The sequence below is a fragment of the Ewingella sp. AOP9-I1-14 genome (genome assembly GCF_052375995.1).
Classification (GTDB): Bacteria; Pseudomonadota; Gammaproteobacteria; order Enterobacterales; family Enterobacteriaceae; genus Ewingella; species Ewingella allii.
Genome location: NZ_JBQSVA010000001.1, coordinates 490400 through 510967, shown reverse-complemented (window position 1 = coordinate 510967; position 20568 = coordinate 490400). Strand labels below are relative to the sequence as shown.

At 53.5% G+C, this 20568-nt stretch carries 21 protein-coding genes and 1 tRNA gene; 6 read left to right on the top strand and 16 right to left on the bottom strand.

Annotated elements, in window-relative coordinates; all coding sequences use genetic code 11:
* Positions 1 to 78 precede the first annotated feature (78 nt).
* The 3 genes from ACT3RT_RS02535 to ACT3RT_RS02525 all read right to left on the bottom strand — a co-directional run bounded on the left by ACT3RT_RS02535 (position 79) and on the right by ACT3RT_RS02525 (position 3333).
* Positions 79 to 1608 (bottom strand): MASE1 domain-containing sensor histidine kinase, encoded by a 1530-nt coding sequence (locus ACT3RT_RS02535; RefSeq protein WP_353502611.1) that lies wholly within the window; start codon positions 1606 to 1608, stop codon positions 79 to 81.
* Positions 1608 to 2231, bottom strand: coding sequence for a response regulator (locus ACT3RT_RS02530; protein WP_353503995.1), 624 nt, complete (start codon positions 2229 to 2231; stop codon positions 1608 to 1610). Before ACT3RT_RS02530 ends, ACT3RT_RS02535 begins: the two co-directional genes overlap by 1 nt.
* A gap of 133 nt (positions 2232 to 2364) precedes the next feature.
* On the bottom strand, positions 2365 to 3333 hold the full coding sequence (locus ACT3RT_RS02525) for a D-2-hydroxyacid dehydrogenase family protein (protein ID WP_485901287.1): 969 nt from the start codon (positions 3331 to 3333) through the stop codon (positions 2365 to 2367).
* 219 nt (positions 3334 to 3552) lie between these two features.
* Here ACT3RT_RS02525 and ACT3RT_RS02520 point away from each other — a divergent pair, with 219 nt between their 5' ends.
* Positions 3553 to 4026: a DUF805 domain-containing protein gene (locus ACT3RT_RS02520; protein ID WP_485901285.1), complete on the top strand. Its 474-nt coding sequence runs from the start codon at positions 3553 to 3555 to the stop codon at positions 4024 to 4026.
* A 63-nt stretch (positions 4027 to 4089) separates the two neighbouring features.
* Here the strand turns inward: ACT3RT_RS02520 and ACT3RT_RS02515 are convergent, their stop codons facing one another.
* The gene (locus ACT3RT_RS02515; protein ID WP_485901284.1) at positions 4090 to 6555 is read right to left on the bottom strand and encodes a type III effector HrpK domain-containing protein; all 2466 of its coding nucleotides are present in this window, start codon (positions 6553 to 6555) and stop codon (positions 4090 to 4092) included.
* 130 nt (positions 6556 to 6685) lie between these two features.
* Between ACT3RT_RS02515 and ACT3RT_RS02510 the strand changes: the two genes are divergently transcribed.
* Positions 6686 to 7225 (top strand): DUF2058 domain-containing protein, encoded by a 540-nt coding sequence (locus ACT3RT_RS02510; RefSeq protein WP_353502607.1) that lies wholly within the window; start codon positions 6686 to 6688, stop codon positions 7223 to 7225.
* Positions 7226 to 7252: 27 nt separating this feature from the next.
* Here ACT3RT_RS02510 and ACT3RT_RS02505 read toward each other — a convergent pair whose 3' ends face one another.
* Positions 7253 to 7951, bottom strand: coding sequence for an RluA family pseudouridine synthase (locus ACT3RT_RS02505; protein WP_496202450.1), 699 nt, complete (start codon positions 7949 to 7951; stop codon positions 7253 to 7255).
* A 123-nt stretch (positions 7952 to 8074) separates the two neighbouring features.
* A tRNA-Asn gene (locus ACT3RT_RS02500) sits at positions 8075 to 8150 on the bottom strand.
* Positions 8151 to 8381: 231 nt separating this feature from the next.
* Here ACT3RT_RS02500 and ACT3RT_RS02495 point away from each other — a divergent pair.
* Both ACT3RT_RS02495 and ACT3RT_RS02490 read left to right on the top strand, forming a co-directional pair.
* The gene (locus tag ACT3RT_RS02495; protein ID WP_353502603.1) at positions 8382 to 8723 is read left to right on the top strand and encodes a type II toxin-antitoxin system RelE/ParE family toxin; all 342 of its coding nucleotides are present in this window, start codon (positions 8382 to 8384) and stop codon (positions 8721 to 8723) included.
* An 11-nt stretch (positions 8724 to 8734) separates the two neighbouring features.
* Positions 8735 to 9037, top strand: a complete 303-nt coding sequence (locus tag ACT3RT_RS02490; RefSeq protein ID WP_034791537.1) for a helix-turn-helix domain-containing protein — start codon at positions 8735 to 8737, stop codon at positions 9035 to 9037.
* Between the two features lie 94 nt (positions 9038 to 9131).
* On the opposite strand, the gene rutG is transcribed toward ACT3RT_RS02490, so the two are convergent.
* From rutG to rutA, 7 genes are all read right to left on the bottom strand, one after another.
* Positions 9132 to 10460 carry a pyrimidine utilization transport protein G gene (gene rutG, locus ACT3RT_RS02485; protein ID WP_496202449.1) on the bottom strand — a complete coding sequence of 443 codons (1329 nt, stop codon included), beginning with the start codon at positions 10458 to 10460 and terminating at the stop codon, positions 9132 to 9134.
* 74 nt (positions 10461 to 10534) lie between these two features.
* Entirely contained in the window at positions 10535 to 11065 is a 531-nt protein-coding gene (gene rutF, locus ACT3RT_RS02480) for an NADH-dependent FMN reductase RutF (RefSeq protein WP_496202448.1), read from the bottom strand.
* 15 nt (positions 11066 to 11080) lie between these two features.
* Positions 11081 to 11671, bottom strand: a complete 591-nt coding sequence (locus ACT3RT_RS02475; RefSeq protein ID WP_496199938.1) for a malonic semialdehyde reductase — start codon at positions 11669 to 11671, stop codon at positions 11081 to 11083.
* On the bottom strand, positions 11656 to 12495 hold the full coding sequence (rutD, locus tag ACT3RT_RS02470; protein ID WP_496202447.1) for a pyrimidine utilization protein D: 840 nt from the start codon (positions 12493 to 12495) through the stop codon (positions 11656 to 11658). The genes ACT3RT_RS02475 and rutD overlap by 16 nt, the downstream gene beginning before the upstream one ends.
* A gap of 29 nt (positions 12496 to 12524) precedes the next feature.
* On the bottom strand, positions 12525 to 12911 hold the full coding sequence (rutC, locus tag ACT3RT_RS02465; RefSeq protein WP_496202446.1) for a pyrimidine utilization protein C: 387 nt from the start codon (positions 12909 to 12911) through the stop codon (positions 12525 to 12527).
* Between the two features lie 20 nt (positions 12912 to 12931).
* Positions 12932 to 13696 (bottom strand): pyrimidine utilization protein B, encoded by a 765-nt coding sequence (rutB, locus tag ACT3RT_RS02460; RefSeq protein WP_353502597.1) that lies wholly within the window; start codon positions 13694 to 13696, stop codon positions 12932 to 12934.
* The gene (gene rutA, locus ACT3RT_RS02455; RefSeq protein WP_353502596.1) at positions 13696 to 14796 is read right to left on the bottom strand and encodes a pyrimidine utilization protein A; all 1101 of its coding nucleotides are present in this window, start codon (positions 14794 to 14796) and stop codon (positions 13696 to 13698) included. The genes rutB and rutA overlap by 1 nt, the downstream gene beginning before the upstream one ends.
* A gap of 345 nt (positions 14797 to 15141) precedes the next feature.
* Between rutA and rutR the strand changes: the two genes are divergently transcribed.
* On the top strand, positions 15142 to 15813 hold the full coding sequence (gene rutR / locus ACT3RT_RS02450) for an HTH-type transcriptional regulator RutR (protein WP_437342035.1): 672 nt from the start codon (positions 15142 to 15144) through the stop codon (positions 15811 to 15813).
* Between the two features lie 122 nt (positions 15814 to 15935).
* Here rutR and cycA read toward each other — a convergent pair whose 3' ends face one another.
* Positions 15936 to 17336 (bottom strand): D-serine/D-alanine/glycine transporter, encoded by a 1401-nt coding sequence (gene cycA, locus ACT3RT_RS02445; protein ID WP_353502594.1) that lies wholly within the window; start codon positions 17334 to 17336, stop codon positions 15936 to 15938.
* 1207 nt (positions 17337 to 18543) lie between these two features.
* On the opposite strand from cycA, the gene ACT3RT_RS02440 reads away from it, so the two are divergent.
* Positions 18544 to 18927, top strand: coding sequence for a hypothetical protein (locus tag ACT3RT_RS02440; protein WP_485901266.1), 384 nt, complete (start codon positions 18544 to 18546; stop codon positions 18925 to 18927).
* A gap of 133 nt (positions 18928 to 19060) precedes the next feature.
* On the opposite strand, the gene fabV is transcribed toward ACT3RT_RS02440, so the two are convergent.
* Both fabV and ACT3RT_RS02430 read right to left on the bottom strand, forming a co-directional pair.
* Positions 19061 to 20260 carry an enoyl-ACP reductase FabV gene (gene fabV / locus ACT3RT_RS02435; protein WP_353502592.1) on the bottom strand — a complete coding sequence of 400 codons (1200 nt, stop codon included), beginning with the start codon at positions 20258 to 20260 and terminating at the stop codon, positions 19061 to 19063.
* A gap of 56 nt (positions 20261 to 20316) precedes the next feature.
* Positions 20317 to 20553, bottom strand: coding sequence for a hypothetical protein (locus ACT3RT_RS02430; protein WP_496202445.1), 237 nt, complete (start codon positions 20551 to 20553; stop codon positions 20317 to 20319).
* Positions 20554 to 20568 lie beyond the last annotated feature (15 nt).

Genomic DNA, 20568 nt, shown 5'->3' with positions numbered 1-20568 from the left:
ACCTTATGAGCCGAGTGTAGGCAGGTGATTTTTGCAGCGGATGAGACAAGGTTTTAGATGACTAGGAATTATTCCTAGTCAGGGGGGAGTTCTTTGCAAATCTGTGGGCAACTTAACAATTATGTGGGTGCCGTTGCGCTGTTCGAGCAGCCATTCGCCGCCCAAGGCGCGCACTCGCTCCTCAATACCGCGCAGGCCAAACCCTTCTTTGACGGGATGAGCAAAGCCCTTGCCGTTGTCGCTGACTTCCAGCACCAGCATTGGGTGCTGCTCGGTCAGGCAGATGCGCACCTGCGTGGCCTCGGCGTGTTTGCTGATGTTGTTGAGCAGCTCCTGCACCAGCCGATAGAGCGTGAAGGTTAGGGTTTCGTCGCGAGGCAGCTCCGGCAGCCGATAGTCGAGGTGAAAGTCGATACCCTGTTCGGAGAAGGCGAACTCGTTGGCCAGATGATGCAGGGCTTTATCCAGCGACATCTCGTCCAGCACCGGTGGGCGCAGCTGGCGCAGCAGCTGGCGGGTGGTGTGGTGAATGCGCTGCGACAACTCGCCAATCTGCTTCGCCGCGCTGTGGGTGGCCGGGCCGTGCGGGCTCCTGTCCACCAGCATGGCCTGAATCTGAATGGCAGTGATGTTCTGGCCGATCTCATCATGCAGTTCGCGGGCAATCTCTTTGCGCACCGCCTCTTCGGTATGCACCAGCCGCTCGGTGAGCTGGCGGCGGGTGTCCAGCTCCTGTTCTAGCTGCAAACGGTAGCGATTAAGATGCGACGCCAGCTGCTGCTGGCGGCTGATGGCTATTCCCAAGCCAATGCCGAGCAGCGCCTGGGTGGAGAGGAACAGCTCCAGCTCGAGCAAATCGTGAAACGCGCCGCTCATCTGCCGGGTGACGGTGATCATCAGGCTGCCAAGCACCGCCGCCAGCACGCCCCCCTGCCAGCCGAAGGCGTAGGCCATCACCACGTTGGGCAGAAACACCAAAATGATCAGCAGCCGCTCGACCTCCGGGGCCAGACTCATTTGCAGGCAAACGGCGAGGGCGAAGAACAACGAGCACCAAATCAGCAGCGAGGTGCGCAGCGGCGGGTCGGGGATCTCCTGCGCCAGCAGGTTTTGCAGATGCTGCTGTTTAAGATATTCGTAAATCAGATAGATAAAAGGCGTCAGCAAAATCCCGCCGGTGAAGGAGGCCAGCAGGGTTTGGCTCAGCGTCGCGCTCAGCCATAAACCCGGCACCGCCATCTGCAACAGGCTATTGCCCGCCACTGCCCCGAGTAGCAGCAACAGCCGCTGCCAATAGAGGGTAAAGCGCCGCCACAGATGCTGCACCAGCGCGGCGGGGATTAAGCTGAGCAGGGGCGACAGCAGCATGATCCAGTGGGTTTGCAGCTGTTCGCTGTGCAGCCAGACGCCAATTGCCGCCTCTGAGAGCAGCATGGCGGGCCAGTAGCGCCGCGACAGTAGCGTCATCAGCGCCAGTCGCAAGCCCTGCGGCAGCAACAACATCGCCTGCTGGCCGTTTTGGGTCAGATAGAAGCTGATCGACCAGAGCGCCAGCCAGCAGAGGCTGTAGAAAATCGCCAGAAAAAGGGTGAGACCGAGCTTTCTCATTAGGCAAGCAGGCTGTGCTGAATGGCGAAATGCACCAGTTCGATGGTGGTGTCGCACTGGAGTTTGCCGAGGATGTTGGCGCGGTGAACGTGCACGGTTTTGTGGCTCAATTCCAGCTGTTCGGCTATCGCCTTGACGCTCAGCCCGTTAACCAGCAGGTCGAAAATCTCGCGCTCGCGGGGCGTGAGGGATTGCAGCGCCTTGGGCGTTTGCTGACTTTGGCGCAGCGCCAGCAGGGCGTCGGAGCAGAGATAGCGGCCACCGGCGTGGACGGTGCGCACCGCTTGCACCAGCTCCTCTGGCCCGCAGCGCTTGGTCAGATAGCCACTGGCCCCGGCGTCCAGCGCGCTTTGCACGAAGGCGGTGGTGTCGTAAATGCTCAAAATAATGGCGCGGAAATTGGGCCGCTGCTGGCGCAGGCGGCTCAGCAGGCTTAGCCCACTTTCATCTGGCATTGCGATATCCATCACCGCCACGTCAATGTTCATCTTCAGCAGCGACGACCAGGCGTTAGCCGCCGACGCGTACTGACCGACAATTTTGATGTCAGATTCCAGCCCCAGCAACTGAGCAAAGCCGGAGCGCACCACCACGTGGTCATCAATTAGGGCAACGTTAATCATCTGGAGTAACTGAATGTAAATGGAATTTACATAATGGTCATGAATGCTTGCCGCTGGCAACTGGCAGATGTGGAAATGCAGGGTGGGTAACGGAATTTGATTTAAGAATTCGCTCACCCATCCTGAGTCATCGTTAAATCGACAGCACTCTGACTGGGTTTCCCGCTAAGAATGACTCGATATTTTCGACCGCTTCACTGAAATAGATTTGATAATTCTCCGTGGAAACATAGCCAATATGCGGCGTCGCCAGCACGTTGGGCAGCGAGCGGAAAGGGTGGTCGGCGGGGAGCGGCTCGACGTCAAACACGTCCAGTCCCGCGCCGCCGATTTTGCCCTGTTGCAGTGCGGCAATCAGCGCCGGTTGGTCAACAATGGCGGCGCGCGAGGTGTTGATCAGCAGGGCGGAAGGTTTCATCAGCGCCAGATCGGCGGCATCCACTAGCCCCCGGCTGCGATCGCTGAGCACCAGATGAATCGATACCACGTCGCTGGTGGCCAATAGGGCTTCTTTGCTGGCCGCCAGCTCCACGCTGTGTTTTGCCGCGTGCTCGGCGGTGAGGTTTTGGCTCCAGGCCACCACTTTCATGCCAAAGGCGTGGCCTATCTTGGCCATCTGCTGGCCAATTTTACCCAGTCCAATTAGGCCCAGACGCTTGCCGCTGAGGCCCAGTCCGACGGTGCTCTGCCACGTGCCGTTGTCGCGCAGGGCGTTATTTTCGGTGACCAGATGGCGGGCCAAACCGAGGATCAGCCCCCAGGTCAGCTCCGTCGGTGCGCTGCCGCCGCTGCCAGTGCCGCATACCGTGACGCCGTGCAGTTTCGCCGCCTCAAGATCAACGGAGGCATTGCGCATCCCTGAGGTGATCAGCAATTTGAGCTTAGGCAGGCGGGCAAACAGCGCGGCGGTAAAAGGCGTGCGTTCGCGCATGATGACCACAATTTCGGCGTCGGCGAGGGTTTTCACCAGCATTTCTTCATCAGCAATGTGCTGGTTAATCACTTGGGTATCGACTTTATCGTCCAGCGAAGACCAATCGGCGTAGGTGAGGGCAACGTTTTGGTAATCATCAAGAATGGCACAGCGAATTTTGGCGGACATCGGACGATCCTTAGCGGAAAAGATTCATTAGCGAGTAAAGGATATATAACACCCCACCCAAATAATTCCAGCCAACATCTAAGGATGGGCACAAAAATGCCGGTTATTACAGGCAATGCTTCCCTCAGAGAGGAAGTTGCGGTAAAGAATGAAGCGAAAACAGAGTTAACACTTATATCAATAAATAATAGTAATAATTAATGGGGAGAGGAGTCAGGAATGACGGTCTGGCAATGTTATTTACAGGGTTGGAAGCGCTACGTTGATTTTAGTGGTCGCTCAACCAGAAAAGAGTTTTGGGTATTCTTGCTCGGCAGCATGCTGATTTCCGTGCTGTTGGGCTTCTCGGTTGCCATCATCACCACGCTGGTGGGGGTGACGAACGCTATCTTCTACGGCAGCCTAGCGCAGTGGATATTTTTGCTGGCGGTGATTGTGCCGATTATGGCCGTGGGCATCCGTCGCATGCATGACATCAACCGTTCCGGCTGGTGGTTCGGTATGCTTTATCTGATCCAACTGGCACTGCGGCTGATTAATACTATCTTGCAGCACTTCGCCTCGCCGCAGGTGTATGTCTACGCCAAGCTGACGCTGGGCACGCTGGCGTGGATCCCACTGATTTATGTCCTGTATTTGTGCTGCAAGAAAACGGCAGTGCCGCTGGCGGAACCTGCGTTGGTCACGCCATAAATCGCGTTTTTGCAAAAGCGAAGGGGCCAGATTTGGCCCCTTTTTATGTGCTGATTGCCTCCATTAGCTTGGCGTGGGAATACCAAACTGTTTGAGGGTGGGGTCAACGTTGTGGTCGAAGGTTTTCTGATCTTTGTGCTTTTTCACCGCGTCAATAATGGCTTTGATCCCGAAACCTAAGCCCATCGCCGCGTCGACGATCCAGCCGACCGGCCCGGCGGCTGCACCCAGCGCCTCGGCAGCGGCGGCACCGGCTGCTTCACCTGCGACCGTGCCAGCCACGCGACCGGCCACGCTGCCTGCGATACGGCCCAGCCCCACGGAAGCATCTTTGCCCAAGGCTTCGGCGGCGGTGTTAAAGCCGAGTTTGCCCAGCTCCGAGCTGCCTTTGATGCCGTCATAAATGGTTTTCGCCGCGCCTGCTTTATCGCCCGATTTCAACTGTTCAGACACCGACGCCAGACCCGCGACGCTCATGATGCCGCTGCCACTGAGTGAGGCTCTTTTCGCCATGCTCAGCCCCATCTCGCTGGTTTGCTTCTCCACCCCATCGCGCAGCTGCGAATACATCTCTTTGCCGGTCATCTTGGTCAAATCGCTGTCTTTCGGCAGGGTGCCGGCGTCTTTCAACGTGTTGAGGAAGCTCATGCCTTTGCTGGTGGTGCTTAGGGCTTTCATGGTGGCTTCGGCGTAGCCATCTTCCGAGGCTGCTGTCACGCTGTCCGGGATAGCATCTTCATAGGCGGCTTTCTTCTGATCGACACTCGCCAGTACGTCTTTGGCATCGACCTTGCTGTTATTTTTCAGACCACTTTCTACCGCCTGACCTTGAGTGAAGTTCTGCTCGTAGGAAGTCTGAATTTGCTGTTTGATGTCAGGGCGGCTGTTGATCACCTGCGCGGTGGTGGGCAGGTTCGCCCCTTTGCCCTGAAGGTCGCCCTGCAATTGCAGCTCTGAATTGAGGCTGTTAATGGCGTCGCTGTAATCCACCGGCTGCTGGTCTTCCGGCTTCTTACCGGCATTGGCCTTGGCGGCGGCGTCGCGCGCGGCCTGCATATCTTGGTCCATGGTTTTGCCTGAAATCAGATCCTGATAGCTTTGATTCACCGCTTTGCTTAGACCGGGGTCATTGCCAATCATCATCTTTTCCTGTCCAGGCACGGCCTGCGCCATAAACTTCTGCACGTCCGGGTCGCTCTGCAATTGCGCGATATCATCTTGCAGCGCCTGCGAGGTTTTGTCGGTTTTACGCAGCGAGCTGCCGCCATCTACTTGGCCCTGCGTTTGTTGCAGTTTGACCAACACCGCCGCTTTCTGCGCACCGCTGTAGTTTTGCGGGTTCTGGAACACGTCGGCCCCGAGATTGCTGATATCCACGTTTGCCACGGCGTTGCGGGTCGCCGCGTCATTCATCATGCTGGCGAACTCGCCGCTGTTGGTCGGCGCCTGCTTGGCGATCCAGTTGTCGATATTGCTGCCGCTGATTTTCTGATCCGGGTTGTGCAGCGCCAAATCTTTACCTTCTAACCCGCCCTGATCCAGCATGTATAAGAAGCCGGGCTGGGAGAAGGTTTTGGCCGCTTGCTGCAAAGCAGGGGACAAGCCCGGATTATTATGCTGAATGGCCTTCAGCGAGTCGGCGGTGATGTAGGAATCAACCTTGCCGTTGGAGTCTAGCGAGGCGCATTTCACCAGAGGTTCGCTGGCGCGCAGCGTCGCCGCAGAAGTCACCATCTGCAAGGACTGCGGATCGGCATTCGGGTGAGCCTTCTGGTAGTCCGTGACGTCTTTGACCGCCGCGTCGCGGGCTTTGTCCATATTATTGGCGAAGGCGGCATAGTCACCGTTGGTGGTTTTGCCATCAGGCTTGCCACCGTGCTTGCCGACGTCAGTGGCGGTTTTCAGCGCCGGGTTGGCGTCGATAAAGGCTTTGGCATGAGCGGCGTCAGGGCCACCGGCCGCCGCCATCTTGGCCGCCGCCGCTGGGCGATTCATCTCTTTTTCAGCTTGCAACTGCTGGTCTGGCGGCAGGTTCGCCACCAGCGGGGCATACTTTTTTAACTCCTCGGGAGAAGAGTATTTCGAGTTATCGATAAAGTCAGCGTCGGCCGAAGAGGCAGTAGAACTGGCTGCAGCGCTAGCCGAACTGGCGGAGGTGGCTGAAGTTGCCGAAGTAGCCGAAATTGGGCTTGCGCTCTGCGGCGCATTCACACCCGAGCTGGCGGGCGCTGGGGTGCCAGTCGGTGCAGATGGAGTGCCTGAAGCCGCGCCGTTTTGCGCGTCACTCATTTTTCGCAATAAACCGGCAATCATCGACGCCAGCTCGTTGATAATATCGCCCGGATCATTGGCGGCCGCCGCGCTGTTGGCCTGATTATTGGTCTGACCGTACTGAATTGACAGATTTGAACCCGAACTTGCCCGGTTCAAGGTGCTGGCAGGCGGCTGGGTTCCAAAAGAGGTTTCATCAGCCGACGAAGAAATTGAGCCATTGAAGGCCGGACCAGATTGGGAAGGCAATACGCGCATTTTAACTCACCTCAAATAGCTTCCTAAGCTAAGTGAGTGGTGAAAATGGCGGAGGAGTTCCGCCACCTAGCACTGCCTCAAAAATTACCGCTATAATCGCAGAAATTATTTAACGAGTTTAGAAACGAAAATGACAAAACTGACCTTACAAGAGCAACTGCTAAAAGCCGGATTAGTGACCAGCAAAAAGGTGGCTAAAGTTCAGAGAACGGCTAAAAAGTCACGGGTTCAGGCGCGTGAGGCAAGAGAAGCGGTGGAAGAAAATAAAAAAACGCAGCTTGAGCGTGATAAACAGTTAAATGAACAACACAAACAGGCTGTGTTATCTAAAGAACATAAAGCTCAGGTTAAACAACTGATTGAAATGAATAGAATTGATATTGCAAAAGGCGATATTGGTTTTAACTTCACCGATAATAATCTTATCAAAAAAATAATGGTGGATAAGGTCACTCAGGCCCAGTTGATTAGCGGGCGTCTCGCCATTGCTCGTTGGGTTACCGATAACCCGAGTGAGAGTCAGTACGCCATTATTCCTGCAAGCGTCGCTGATAAAATTGCCCAGCGAGACGCCGGCAGCATTGCTTTAAACAGCGCGCTCAGTCAGGAAGAGCAGGATGAAGAAGATCCGTATGCTGACTTTAAAGTGCCCGACGATTTGATGTGGTGATCAAGGGTTGCGTATGGAGGTTGTGGCTTAGAAAGGACTAGCATGACGGGCTTCGATTTTCACCCCGCTGATGGGATGCACAAAATGCAGCTCGCTGGCGTGCAGCATCAGGCGAGGTGTCTGTTCAGTCCCCGGCAGCAGCAGGCCGCCATACAAATCACAGCCTAAAATGGGGTGGCCCAGTAGCTGACAGTGAATGCGCAACTGGTGCGTGCGCCCGGTTTCTGGCGTCAGCTCCACCCGCGTCAAGGGCAGCAATGCGCCGTTTTCTAACTCACGGTATAAGCGTTCAATCACCCGATAGCCGGAGCGCGCGGGCTTGCCGTGAATGACGCAAATTGACATCAGCGGGAACAGCGCCGGCTCTTTGGCAATGGGCGCATCAATCACCCCTTCATCTTCATCCAGATGCCCGCAGAGCAGGGCGCTGTAGATTTTCGTCACGCTGCGCTGACTGAACTGCTGGCAAAGTGCGGCATTGATTGGCTTATTGCGGGCAATCACCATCAGGCCAGAAGTACCGAAATCGAGGCGATGAACCAGAGTGCAGCCGGGGAATGTCTGCACCAGCCGATGATGGACCGAATCGAGATTGAGCGGATTTTTACCCGACAGGCTCAGCAGCCCGGCAGGCTTATTGATCAGCAGCAGATGCTCGTCCTGATAGAGCGTCTCGATCTCGTCGTGGCACGGCGGGGCGATAAAGGTATCGATAATCGTAGACATCAGGCTTTCCGCAGGAAGAGGGGGGGCGGATGATAACCAATTTTGAGCCAACTGACGAATCAGTCGGCGAAAACACCAAAGCAAAACGCCCGCTTAAGTTTCCTTAAGCGGGCGTCTCTAATATGGCTCCTCTGACTGGACTCGAACCAGTGACATACGGATTAACAGTCCGCCGTTCTACCGACTGAACTACAGAGGAATCGTTGGAACGGGGCGAATAATAGCGACTGCCCGCAGGCATGTCAAAGGGTTAACGAAAAATAGATGTTGTTTGGTGAGTCTTTGGTCAGGTTGTTGATTTTTATAGCGTGGTAATTTGGAATACGCCTCGCATGGCGTGAAAACAAACCCTTTCTCATCCCCTCCTTTGGCTTATTTTAGTGCTTTGTTAATCTCTGAATATAGATTATAGTCTATAAAGGGTGGCGCCATGTGGACGGTACTAACCACGGATTTGTTTGATCAATGGTTTGATCAGCAAAATGATGGAACTCAGGAGAAAGTTCTTGCGGGTTTATTAGCTCTTCGTCGAGGAGGGCCGCAGCTCGGAAGGCCGTTGGTCGATACTGTTTGTGGCTCGGGTTACCCGCACTTGAAGGAGTTGCGGATACAGCACAAAGGGGAGCCACTTCGTGCTTTCTTTGCTTTTGATCCTTTCCGCCAGGCCATTGTTCTGTGCGCGGGGAGCAAAAAGGGCAAGGAAAAGCAGTTCTACAAACGGATGCTTCACATTGCCGATCAGGCGTATCTGAGGCATCTACGGGAAGAATAAGGAGCATTAAAATGGCGAAAAATTTACAAGACTTACTGGCTGCGCGCAGCAGTGAAAGTCAAAAGCGCATCTCCGAGGCGGCTGATGAAATGCTGCTTGAGGTGAAGCTCTACGCCCTGCGCGAGCAGTTGGCGATGTCGCAGGCGGCGGTAGCCAAGGCGATGGGGATCAGCCAGCCTTCGGTGGTGGCGATTGAGCAGCGCGGCAATGATATCAAGCTGTCGACCATGAAACGTTATGTTGAAGCGATGGGCGGAAAACTGCGCATTGATGTCGAGCTGCCTGACGGCAAACACACAAGCTTTGTGGTGTGAGCAGAAAGAAAAAACCGGCTGCTAAATCGGACGGGTGGACCGAATAACAGCCGGTGATCATCAAAATTGATGAGCTAAGGAGAAACTGAGGTCGTCAGTTACCTTTTAATGCAGCTTCTGTGCCAGTTTTTGTGAGTCGACGATTTTTAAGTAATGCATTGAGCAAGATAGCGCCGAAGGTTGCCGTGCCGATACCGCCCAGCGTGAAGCCGCCGAGCGTCAGGGAGAAGTTGCCCGCGCCCAGCACCAGCGTCACTGCGACCATTATCAGGTTACCGTTTTCATTGAGATCAACCTTGTTCTGCAACCAGATGCGCGCCCCTGAAACCGCAATTAAACCAAAGACCACGATGGATGCCCCGCCGAGTACCGGGCCGGGAATGGTGTGGATCACTGCACCAAATTTGGGAGAGAAGCCCAAAACGATGGCAACGGCGGCGGCGGCAACAAAAATAAGCGTGGAATAAATTTTGGTGACCGCCATGACGCCAATGTTTTCTGCATAAGTGGTCACGCCGCTGCTGCCGACCGCGCCGGAGAGCATGGTTGCCAATCCGTCGCCGACAAAGGCGCGACCCATGTACGGGTCGAGATTTTTTCCGGTCATGCCCGCCACGGCCTTGATGTGCCCGAGGTTCTCGGCCACCAGGATCACCGCGACCGGCGCGATCAGCAGCATGGCGTGAGCGCTAAACGTTGGGGTAGTTATGGTCGGCAGGCCAAACCACGCGGCTTGCGAGATGATGCTGAAATCGACCGGTTTGCCTAACCCCAGGCCGTTAGTGACGACTACGTAAATAGCGTAGGCGGCGACCAGCCCCAGCAAAAGCAACAGCTTTTGCACCAGCCCGCGCGTAAATACCGCCACCGCGCCGATGCACAGCACGGTAACCACCGCCATCCAGCTGTCGAATGAAGAGGCGGACACGCTGTGAATGGCGATGGGTGCCAGATTCAGGCCGATCGCCATGACCACGGCACCCGTGACCACCGGCGGCATCAGCTTTTCAATCCAGCGCGTCCCGACTGCCATCACCACAAAACCTATCAGCATATACACAGCGCCACAGGCGATAATGCCGCCGAGAGCTAAGGCGATATTCGGGTTGGCGCCTTGCCCGCTGTAGCCCGTCACTGCAATCACCAGCCCGACAAAAGAGGCGCTGGAGCCAAGGTAGCTAGGCACTCGCCCACCAACCACCAGGAAGAACAGCAGGGTGCCAATCCCTGACATTAGGATGGCCATGTTGGCGTCAAAGCCCATCAGCAGCGGCATGAGCACCGTCGCGCCAAACATCGCTACCGTGTGCTGCAAGCCCATCACCATCGTCTGCCCTAAAGTCAAACGCTCATCCGGCGCGACAACGGCGCCATCCAGATTGCCCTGCCGTAAACGCCATTTTGGAAACCAGGAATTCGCCATATTGTGCTCCGCAGTGAGAAAACATCACGAGTAAAGGTGAAAACAGCCTGCTTTGACAGGCGCGTTAGGGCCCATTAAGAACCTGAATTTGCCGCGCGCATTAAGGAGTGATAGCGGCGGTCGAAATAGGCCAGTCCGTGGCTTTCATCGTTGCGCAACAGCGCCACGGCTTCGCATATCAGAATGTCGTGAGTGCCGACGCTGGTGATTTGAGTGATGTTGCAGTCGAAAGAGACCAGAGCGCCGCTCAAAATGGGCGAGCCGGTTGCCAGCGTTGACCACTCGGCGGCCTCGAATCGCTGTTCCATCGGCGTTTTGCCGCCAAACAGGTTGGATAGCGACTCATGGTTATGGGCCAGCGTGTTGACGCACAGCACGTGGTTCTGTTTGAACATCGGGTAGACCGAGGCCGAGCGATTCAGGCACACCAGCAGGGTCGGTGGGGTGTCGGTCACGCTGCACACCGCCGAGGCGGTAAATCCGGCGCGTCCCGCCGGGCCATCTGTCGTGATGATGTTCACCGCCGTGCCGAGCCGCGCCATAGCATCGCGAAAATCCTGCTTTTCCACCGGCAGGATCGGGTGATGTGGGGTTGCCGTTTGCATCAGGTTTCTCCCTTTTCAGACCAGCCTACAGGCGCGGTCAAAGTCAAGGCGCGGCAGACGGGCGTAGACTTTGCTGCTGTCGCCATAGCCGATGTTTATCAGGAAGTTGGACTTCCAGCCCAGCTCTGACATAAATGCGGCATCCACTTTAGTAGGGTCAAAGCCGGACATCGGTCCGGTGTCTAAACCCAGCGAACGGCAGGCCATGATCAGGTAAGCCGCCTGCAAGCTGCTGTTACGAAATGCCGTCTCATGGGCCAGTTCCGGGCTGGAGGTAAACCACGAACGGGCGTCGCCGTGAGGAAATAGCTCGGGAAGCGCCTCGTAAAACTCGGGGTCCCAGCCGACAATGGCGGTCACCGGCGCGGACATAGTTTTAGCCAGATTGCCGCTGGAAAGCGCCGGAGCCAGCTTCTCCTTAGCCTCTTGACTGCGCACAAACACAATGCGCGCCGGGCTACAGTTGGCCGAGGTTGGCCCCATGCGCGCCAGCTCGTAAACCTGCTGGAGCAGTTCATCGCTAACCGGCTTTTCCAGCCAGCCGTTATGGGTGCGGGCTTCGGTGAATAGGGTTGCCAGCGCGCTGGCGGTTAATGCTTCGGCCATGGGATTTCCGTCGGGTTAAGGCTTGAAATGGGGTTCTGGCTTTGCAGGCCGTGGGTCTGCAACCATGCCAATAAAAGTGCGTTAAAGGTGTCACTGTCGGTCACGCTCATGGCATGACCGCCGTAATTCATCTGCTGATGCTCGCCGTGGGGCAGGGCCTGCGCCAGCGAAACCGACTGGTGCCAAGGCACTAGCAGGTCGTCTTTACTGCTTAGAGCCAGCACCGGCGCAATCACCTGACTGAGCGAATCGGTCAGGTCAGAGGTCATCAGCGCTTCTAACCGCCGCAGCAGGTTTTCCATCCCTTGAAAATGCGCAACCTGATGCTGCCTCTCCTGCTCAAGCAAATCGCGATGAGCAGAAAGCCAGTCGGCAGGATAAAGAAACAGCGGCTGGGCCTGCACATAGGCATCAACCCCGCTGTTTAATAAAAGGTTTTGGCGCACTTCAAAGCAGCGGCGGGTTTGCGAATCAAGCCTGGCCCAGCCGTTAACCACCACCAGACTTTGCAGCAGGGAAGGGTAGCGCAGGGCCAAATGCAGCCCAATAATCCCCCCCAGCGCATGTCCGACGATATGACAACGGTCGATATGCAGTTCATTCAGCAGCCCCGCCAGCTCGTCGGCCATATCTTCCATTCTGTAACCCGCAGGCACCTCGCCCTGACTAACGCCGGTGCCCTGCTGGTCATACAGCACCACGCGAAAGTGCTCTGCTAACATCGCCAGCTGTGGCTGCCAAAAGCCGTGTACGCCGCCCAGTCCCGATGACAGCACAACGGTATCCACCGACGGAGAGTCTTTACCCAATACTTTGTAATACATGGTTAATCTCCTAGGTGAACTTGGGTTTATCACTTGCCGATATGGGCGATTGAGGCGATTTCTATCAGGGCGTCCGGCTTAACCAGTCCACACTGAATGCAGAAGCGTGCGGGTTTTTCGCCGGGGAAGTATTCGGCATACACCTGATTCACGGCGCCATAATTGGCCCAGTCGGTAATGAAAATGGAGTTCATGGTGACGTCATCCATGGCGCCGCCCGCCGTTTCAATCACCTTTTTGATGATTTCCAGCACGTGGCGAGTTTGCGCAGCGGCATCGCCGATATGCACCACATTGTTGTCTTTATCAAAGGGCAGGGTTCCCGAGACGTAAACCACGCCATCGGCCAAAGTGCCCGGAACAAATGGAGCCAGCGGAACGCCGCTGCCTGCTGGAATAATCGCGCTTTTAGGCATTATTTTTCCTCAATTTATTATCAGGCTGATTTACTCAGCGGCTGCTCGCTATAACCCACGGCATCGCAGAAGCTATTGACGTTGGACACCCAGCCGAAGAAGGTTTCAATGTTGTAAATCGCGGCTTTTTGCGCGAAGTCCGGCCCGGCCTGATGAGTCGCGTCTTCCAGCACTACGCCGAAATATTCGAGGAAGAAGCCGTCGCGCAGGGTGGATTCCACGCAAACGTTAGTGGCAATGCCGGTAAATACCAGATGATGAATGCCGTAGCTGCGCAACAGGCTGTCGAGCTGGGTGTTGAAGAAGCCGCTGTAGCGCGGTTTCGGCAGCACGATGTCACCCGGCTGTGGCTGAAGTTGGTCCACTAAGTCGTAGTCCCAGTCGCCTTTTGCCAGCAGTTTTCCCATCAATTCAGGACGTTTTCGCATGGTCTTGAGTGCATTGGACTTGTGATAATTTGGCGAGCCGCTGCCGCCCGCTTCGACATACTGATTGTCCCAGCCGTTTTGGAAGAAAATGACTTTGATGCCCGCCGAGCGCGCCGCGGCAATCGCCCGCTGGATGTTTTTAATCACCGGGCCGGTGGCCGACACGTCAAAGCCCGCCAAATCCAGATAGCCGCCCTGCGAGGCGTAGGCGTTTTGCATATCCACCACGATCAGCGCGGCCTGCTGCGGGGTAAACGCAATAGTTTCCGGGCGAGCTTTTAATAGTGTTTCTTGGCCGCTGCTTTGGGTATCGCGGCGAACAACGTTGTCAGCTTTCGATTGATCAAACACGGTCATCAGGCCACCTCTTTCTGTTCAATGTTGTGAGTCAGCACGTCTTGACGGGTTTTCATCAGCGGTTGGATGTACTGGCCGAAGTTTTCAATGCCGTTTACGAAGTCGTCGAATGTCAGCAGGATGCCCTCAGTGCCGGGGACGGTCGCGATTTCATCCAGCATTTTGGCGACGTTGGCATAGGAGCCGACCAGCGTGCCCATGTTGATATTCACCGCCGAGGTTGGGTCGGCCATCTGGCGCACATTGGTGTCGCTGCCTGACTTGGTGTCTTTGCTGCTCTGGTCGGTGAGCCACGCCAGCGCGTCGGCGTCGGCCCCGGATTTGTACAGTTCCCACTTGGCGCGGGCGGCGGCGTCGGTTTCATCGGCGATGATCATGAATAAGACATAAGAGGCGACGTCGCGCTGCTCGGCGTCTGCTGCGGTTTTCATCCGCGCGGCGGTCGGGGCGAAGGCGGTGGGCGTGTTGACGCCTTTGCCGAAGCAGAAGTTGAAATCGGCATGTTTGGCGGAAAAGGCCATGCCCGCGTCACTCTGCCCGGCGCAGATCACTTTCATCTCGGCCTGCGGGCGTGGGCTGACGCGGCAGTCATCCATCTTGAAGAACTCGCCGTCTAAGTCACAGTGGCCGGTGCCCCACAGGTCGCGCAGCACGGTGACGTATTCGGTCAGGTAGTCGTAGCGGCGGCTGAAGTAGTCGTCGCCCGGCCACATGCCCATTTGCTCATATTCCGGTTTCTGCCAGCCGGTGACCACGTTGACGCCAAACCGGCCGTTGGAGATAGAGTCAATGGTCGCGGCCATGCGGGCCACTATGGCCGGTGGCATCACTAATGTGGCGGCGGTGGCATAGAGTTTAATGCGGGAAGTCACCGCGGCGAGGCCCGCCATCAGGGTGAACGACTCCATATTGTGTTCCCAGAACTCGGTTTTGCCGCCGAAGCCGCGCAGCTTGATCATCGATAGCGCGAAGTCGAAGTTGTAGTGTTCGGCTTTTTGCACAATGGTTTTATTCAGCTCAAAAGTAGGCTGGTACTGCGGCGCAGTAGAGGAAATTAACCAGCCGTTGTTGCCGATGGGAATAAAGACACCGATTTTCATAGCTCACCTCAATTTCGCTAATCTTAACAATGGCTTGCCTGAGTCATTTGGACGGCAGACAGCGCTGTGTGAAAACGTATTGACGAGGAAGCTATTGCAAAGCCAATGCCAGTTTTTAAATCGGCTTATTTTTCAGTCGGTTGAAAAATACGCAGCATGTTTTCTGGAGTAATTGGTCTAATTCGGACCATTTGGTAAAAATTAACTGCACGAAAAACAGGCAGAGGTGGGCAAAAATGGTGCGGTTTTGTTAAAAAATTACCTCTTTGTGGTTAATTGCAGAAATGCTCACGGGGTAAGGGATTGACGATAGTCGCAGTGAAAGTCATTTGTTATGCTCGGAATATTGCAGAAAGCGGGGCGGGAGAGGTTGTGAGTCAGCAGATTGAGCAGCAGAAGAAAGCGCCGACCCGGCGTTCAAAAGCCGTCGCGGCAAAGCGCAGCACCATTATGGCTGCCGCGCTGGAGTTTTTCTCGTTGTACGGCATCCACGGTACCAGTCTGGATCAGGTCGCCGAGCGCGCCGATGTGTCCAAAACCAACCTGCTGTATTACTTCCCATCAAAAGAGGATTTGTATATCGCCGTGCTGCGCGGGCTGTTGGACGTGTGGGTCGCGCCGCTGATTGCCCTGCGCGCCGAGCAGCATCCGCTATCTGCCATCAGCGAGTATATCCGCCTCAAGCTTTGCGTCTCCCGCGACCACCCGCAAGCCTCGCGGCTGTTCTGTCTAGAGATGGTGCAGGGCGCGCCGTTGTTGAAACAGGAGTTGGGCGGCAGTCTCAAGACGCTGGTGGAGGATAAGTCCGACGTCATTCGCGGCTGGATAAAGCAGGAGTTGATAGCCCCCATCGAGCCTCTGCATTTGATATTCATGCTCTGGGCGACCACCCAGCATTACGCGGATTTCAGCGTGCAAGTCGAAGCCATCAGCGGCAAAACCCTCAACGATGAGGCGTTCTTTGAACAAACAGTTCAGGGGATTCAAAGAATCATCATAGGGGGGATTCGGGTTTGAAAACCCTTTGAAACTTTTACTAGACCAGATCATTTTGTGGTTTTTTCTTGCTCCTCCCCCCTCCTGAAAGGGGAAGGAGCAAAACCAAAACATCTGAAAGACAAAGTGTTGAGTTAAATAATTCAGACCTTTCGATTTCTCGTCCGGATCCAATATCCCACCGCCAACACCACAAACCACAGTGGCGTCACCATCAGGGCCTGGCGGGTATCATCCTGCAAGGTTAACAGCACCAGCACGCAGGCGAAGAACGCCATACAGACCCAGCACATCAACTTGCCTAACGGCATTTTGTAGATGGATTTCTCATGCAACTGCGGGCGCTGGCGGCGATATACCAGATACGAGCAGAGGATGATGGTCCAAACGAACATAAACAAAATGGCCGAAACCGTTGTCACCAGCGTGAATACTGTCACCACGTCGGGGATCAGATAAATCAGTACCACGCCACCCAGCAGGCAGATACAGGAGAAGGTCAGGCCGTTTGACGGCACCGCGCGGGAGGACAATTTACCAAAGGCTTTCGGCGCATTGCCTTCCTGTGCCAGACCAAACAACATGCGGCTGGTGGAGAACACGCCGCTGTTGGCGGAAGAGGCCGCCGAGGTCAGCACCACGAAGTTAATAATGCTGGCGGCAGCGGGCAAGCCGGCAATCACGAACAGCTCGACGAACGGGCTCTTATCCGGCACTACGGAGTTCCACGGCGTGACTGACATAATCATAATCAACGAGAAAACGTAGAACATGATGATGCGCAGCGGGATGGCGTTGATGGCGCGCGGCAGAGACTTCTCCGGATCTTTGGTTTCGGCTGCGGTCGTTCCGACTAATTCAATGCCGACAAAGGCGAAAATCGCTATCTGGAAGCCAGCAAAGAAGCCGCTAATGCCGTGGGGGAAGAAGCCGCCGTCATTCCACAAGTTACTGAACGAGGCAACCGAGCCGGTTGGCGTCTCAAAGTGAGTCAATACCATCACCAGGCCGGTGATAATTAAGCCGACGATGGCGACGATTTTAATCATCGCGAACCAGAACTCCATCTCACCAAACATTTTAACGGTGGCGAGGTTCAGGCTCAGCAAGAGTAAAACGCAGAGTAAAGAGGCTATCCACTGCGACAAGCCGGGGAACCAGAATTGTGCATAAGCAGTAATGGCCACCACGTCGGCGATGCCGGTGACTACCCAGCAGAACCAGTAGGTCCAGCCCGTAAAGTAGCCCGCCCACGGACCCAGCAGGTCAGCGGCGAAGTCGCTGAAGGATTTATATTCAAGGTTAGAAAGCAGCAGTTCGCCCATCGCACGCATTACGAAAAACAGCATAAAGCCGATGATCATATAAACGAAGATGATGGATGGACCCGCCAGGCTGATGGTTTTCCCCGACCCCATGAACAGGCCGGTACCAATAGCGCCACCGATAGCAATAAGCTGGATATGCCGGTTACTGAGGTTGCGCCGCAGGTTATCTGCACCTTCCTCTTCCGGCTTGCTGAGGATTTTAGACTCGTCTTGCATGTTGTATTGATTCCTGTTTTTTCGCCCTAATAGCGCTGAACGCTGCACCATATCGCGCTTTTTCTCATTTATTGAGCTCTGAATGGCTCTTTTTCGTACTTCTCAGTCATGAATACCGATAAGTGCTGTAATACTAATGTTAAAACGTAGCTTATTATAACCAACATGAAAATTAAGAATGAAATTAACGTATAGTATTTTTTACATAAATGATGAGTGTCTGTTAATTAAACAACCCAAGATCCATCAGGCGCGAATAATACGCGTTTTACACGTGATGGGAATCACAAATGTTTATGAGAATGACTGCAAGATAATTGAAAAACGCGAGGTAGGCCTAGAGGCAGAGTAATTATTCATCACGATGATGCTGGTGCGACAGGTGTGACGACAGATTTTTCTATAAAAATTTGTTCGAATGCCGGATAGATACAGGCCAATTGCATAAAATTTTTGATATTTTTGAGCTTGTAACAGGGGCATAAGAAATGAGCTTGGTAGATAACACTATGAAGAAAAGCACTACTTAAAGGGAAGGTTAGGGGCTGGTTTATTCTTATTTTATAAGAAACTTTAATGGGTAAATATTAAGCAATAAAAAGCTAGTGTGAACGTTTATTATATTAAGGATTTGTTATTTCCATGATGTATGAGATTTATTTCATTTGTTGGGTTTTTCAGATAAATGTTTATTTAATTTATATTTAAATAGTTGAGTTGAGTGGCTATATTTATTATTCATCATTATACCGAAGAATACCAATATTAACGAAGCTGAATCAAAAAAATCATATATCAGGTTAGTGGTGAAAGTCTTGTGATCGGTGTTTCGCAGAGATCAACCCCACAGGAGTTGCAATGTGAAGTGATTTGAATGTATGTGAACTTTGTGTGACGAAAAAATCACCAGTGAAGCCAGGTCTAGGTTGAGATGAGTCTATGGGTTGAGTGCCTGTAAGCAAATGTAAGTTATCATTTTTATAATATTTATTAGATGATTACGCTTCAAGTTAACCCTTTCATAAAAAGATTTAGTAAGAAAAACTATCAATAGACAGCTTTGTAACCTAAGTAGCTTCTAAAATTTCCACTTTCACCCAATGGTTATAAATCTTGAACTTTTTTGTATGATAGTGGTGGAAATCATAAAAATTTAGGATTATTCTGTACGCGCTCTCACTTATTTGTGTTTTCTACAGGTATCAGGATGATGAAAATTAAGCCATTGTTTTTGTGCGTGATTCCACTTGCACTAGTTGCTTCATTTGCATACGGGAATTATGGAAGTGCTAAAACCCCAATTTATGTAAAGGACGCAGTTGCCTCTGTAAGTTCTAAAATGTCATATAGCTTTGGAATGAGTAAATGCCTGCCTGCTGCTGAAAAAGACGGTTCATGGCAAATTCAATGCTCGCCAATTAAGGGTGGGGAGCCTCTTCAGTTTGTCGTCTACCCAGCAGAAAAATCGCCTTATGATGTCGCAACGTCATTTTATCTAATCGCCAATAACGATATGGCTAGAAAAAATGCCGACAGAGGTCTTTTAAGCTATTTAATGATCGACGTTGATAAAAAAGAACATAAGATTTAACGTTTTTGATATATAAATAGAATTAAAGTGAAAAATAAGCCTCGCCATTGCGAGGTTTTTTTGTTTTGTAACACCCCAAAAAAAGCCTGCAATTAAGCAGGCTTTTTGTTTTCAGCGTTTGAACGATTAAGATTTAAACTAATTCGATGACGTCGAAGTTCACTTCGGCGCTGACGTCAGCGTCGTAATCCACGCCTTTCAGGCCGAAGCCGAACAGGCGCAGGAACTCTTCTTTGTAGCTCTGGTAATCAGTCAGCTGATAGATATTGTCATCGTTCAGTTGCTTCCAGATTTCGCCACAGGTTTTCTGCACTTCGTCACGCAGTTCCCAGTCATCCAGGCGCAGACGGTTTTTGTCGTCGGTGGATGGAGTCTGGTCATTGTACATTTTGGTCGCAAACAGGCGTTGGATCTGCTCGATACAGCCTTCGTGGATACCTTGCTCTTTCATGATTTTGAACACGATAGAGATGTACAGAGGCATAACCGGAATCGCAGCAGAAGCCTGAGTCACGACAGATTTCAGTACTGCAACGTTAGCCGAGCCGCCTTTGGCTTTCAGTTTGGTATCGATAGCCTGGGCTGCGCGATCCAAGTCTTCTTTCGCCTTGCCCAATGTACCGTGCCAGTAGATTGGCCAGGTCAGCTCAGTACCGATGTAGGAGTAAGCCACGGACTTGGCGTTGTCCGCCAACACGCCAGCGTCTGCCAGAGCGTTGATCCACAGCTCCCAGTCCTGGCCGCCCATCACTTTGATGGTATCAGCGATTTCTTGCTCGTTTGCAGGCTCAACTACGGCAGAAACCAGCTTGTCTTTGTTGGTGTCCAGCGCGGTAGATTGATACGGTTCACCGATAGGTTTCAGGGCTGAACGCACCAGCTCGCCGCTATCTGGCATTTTGCGCACTGGAGAAGCCAGTGAGTAAACCACCAGATCGATTTGGCCGAGATCTTCTTTAATCAGCTTGATCACGGTGTCACGGCATTCGTTAGAGAATGCATCGCCGTTGACGCTTTTAGAGTACAGACCTTCTTCTTTGGCTGCTTTATCAAAGGCCGCGGCGTTGTACCAGCCAGCAGAACCGGTTTTCGCTTCGCTACCCGGTTTTTCGAAGAACACGCCGATGGTGGCTGCGTCTGAACCGAAAGCAGCATTAATTCTTGAGGCAAGCCCATAACCCGTAGAGGCACCGATGACCAGGACGCGTTTTGGTCCGTCTTTCAGTTTGCCTTGCGCTTTCACGTAGGCAATTTGCTCACGCACGTTGGCTTCACAGCCTACCGGATGAGTGGTCGTACAGATAAAGCCGCGAATTTTAGGTTTGATTATCATGAATGGTTTATCTTGGTTGCTTATAAAAGGAAGACAATATTACTTAATATTGGCTCTTATTTCTCGTAGAAATTTCTGAAGGCCTTTGGCGTGTCCACGCTGGCCCAGCGTATTTCACTCTCAGGGTGCAGGCTGATGGTGCCATCGCCCCACGCAATGTAGTAAGAAACATCCCCCGATAGCGGTTCAAAGATGTTGGTGACAACACCCTTAATTTCGCCGGATTGATGCTTAACGATGCTGCCTTTCTGGAAAATCATACCGCCTCCCTTAGCACGACCGCGATGTTTCATGCCAGCATAATTCCA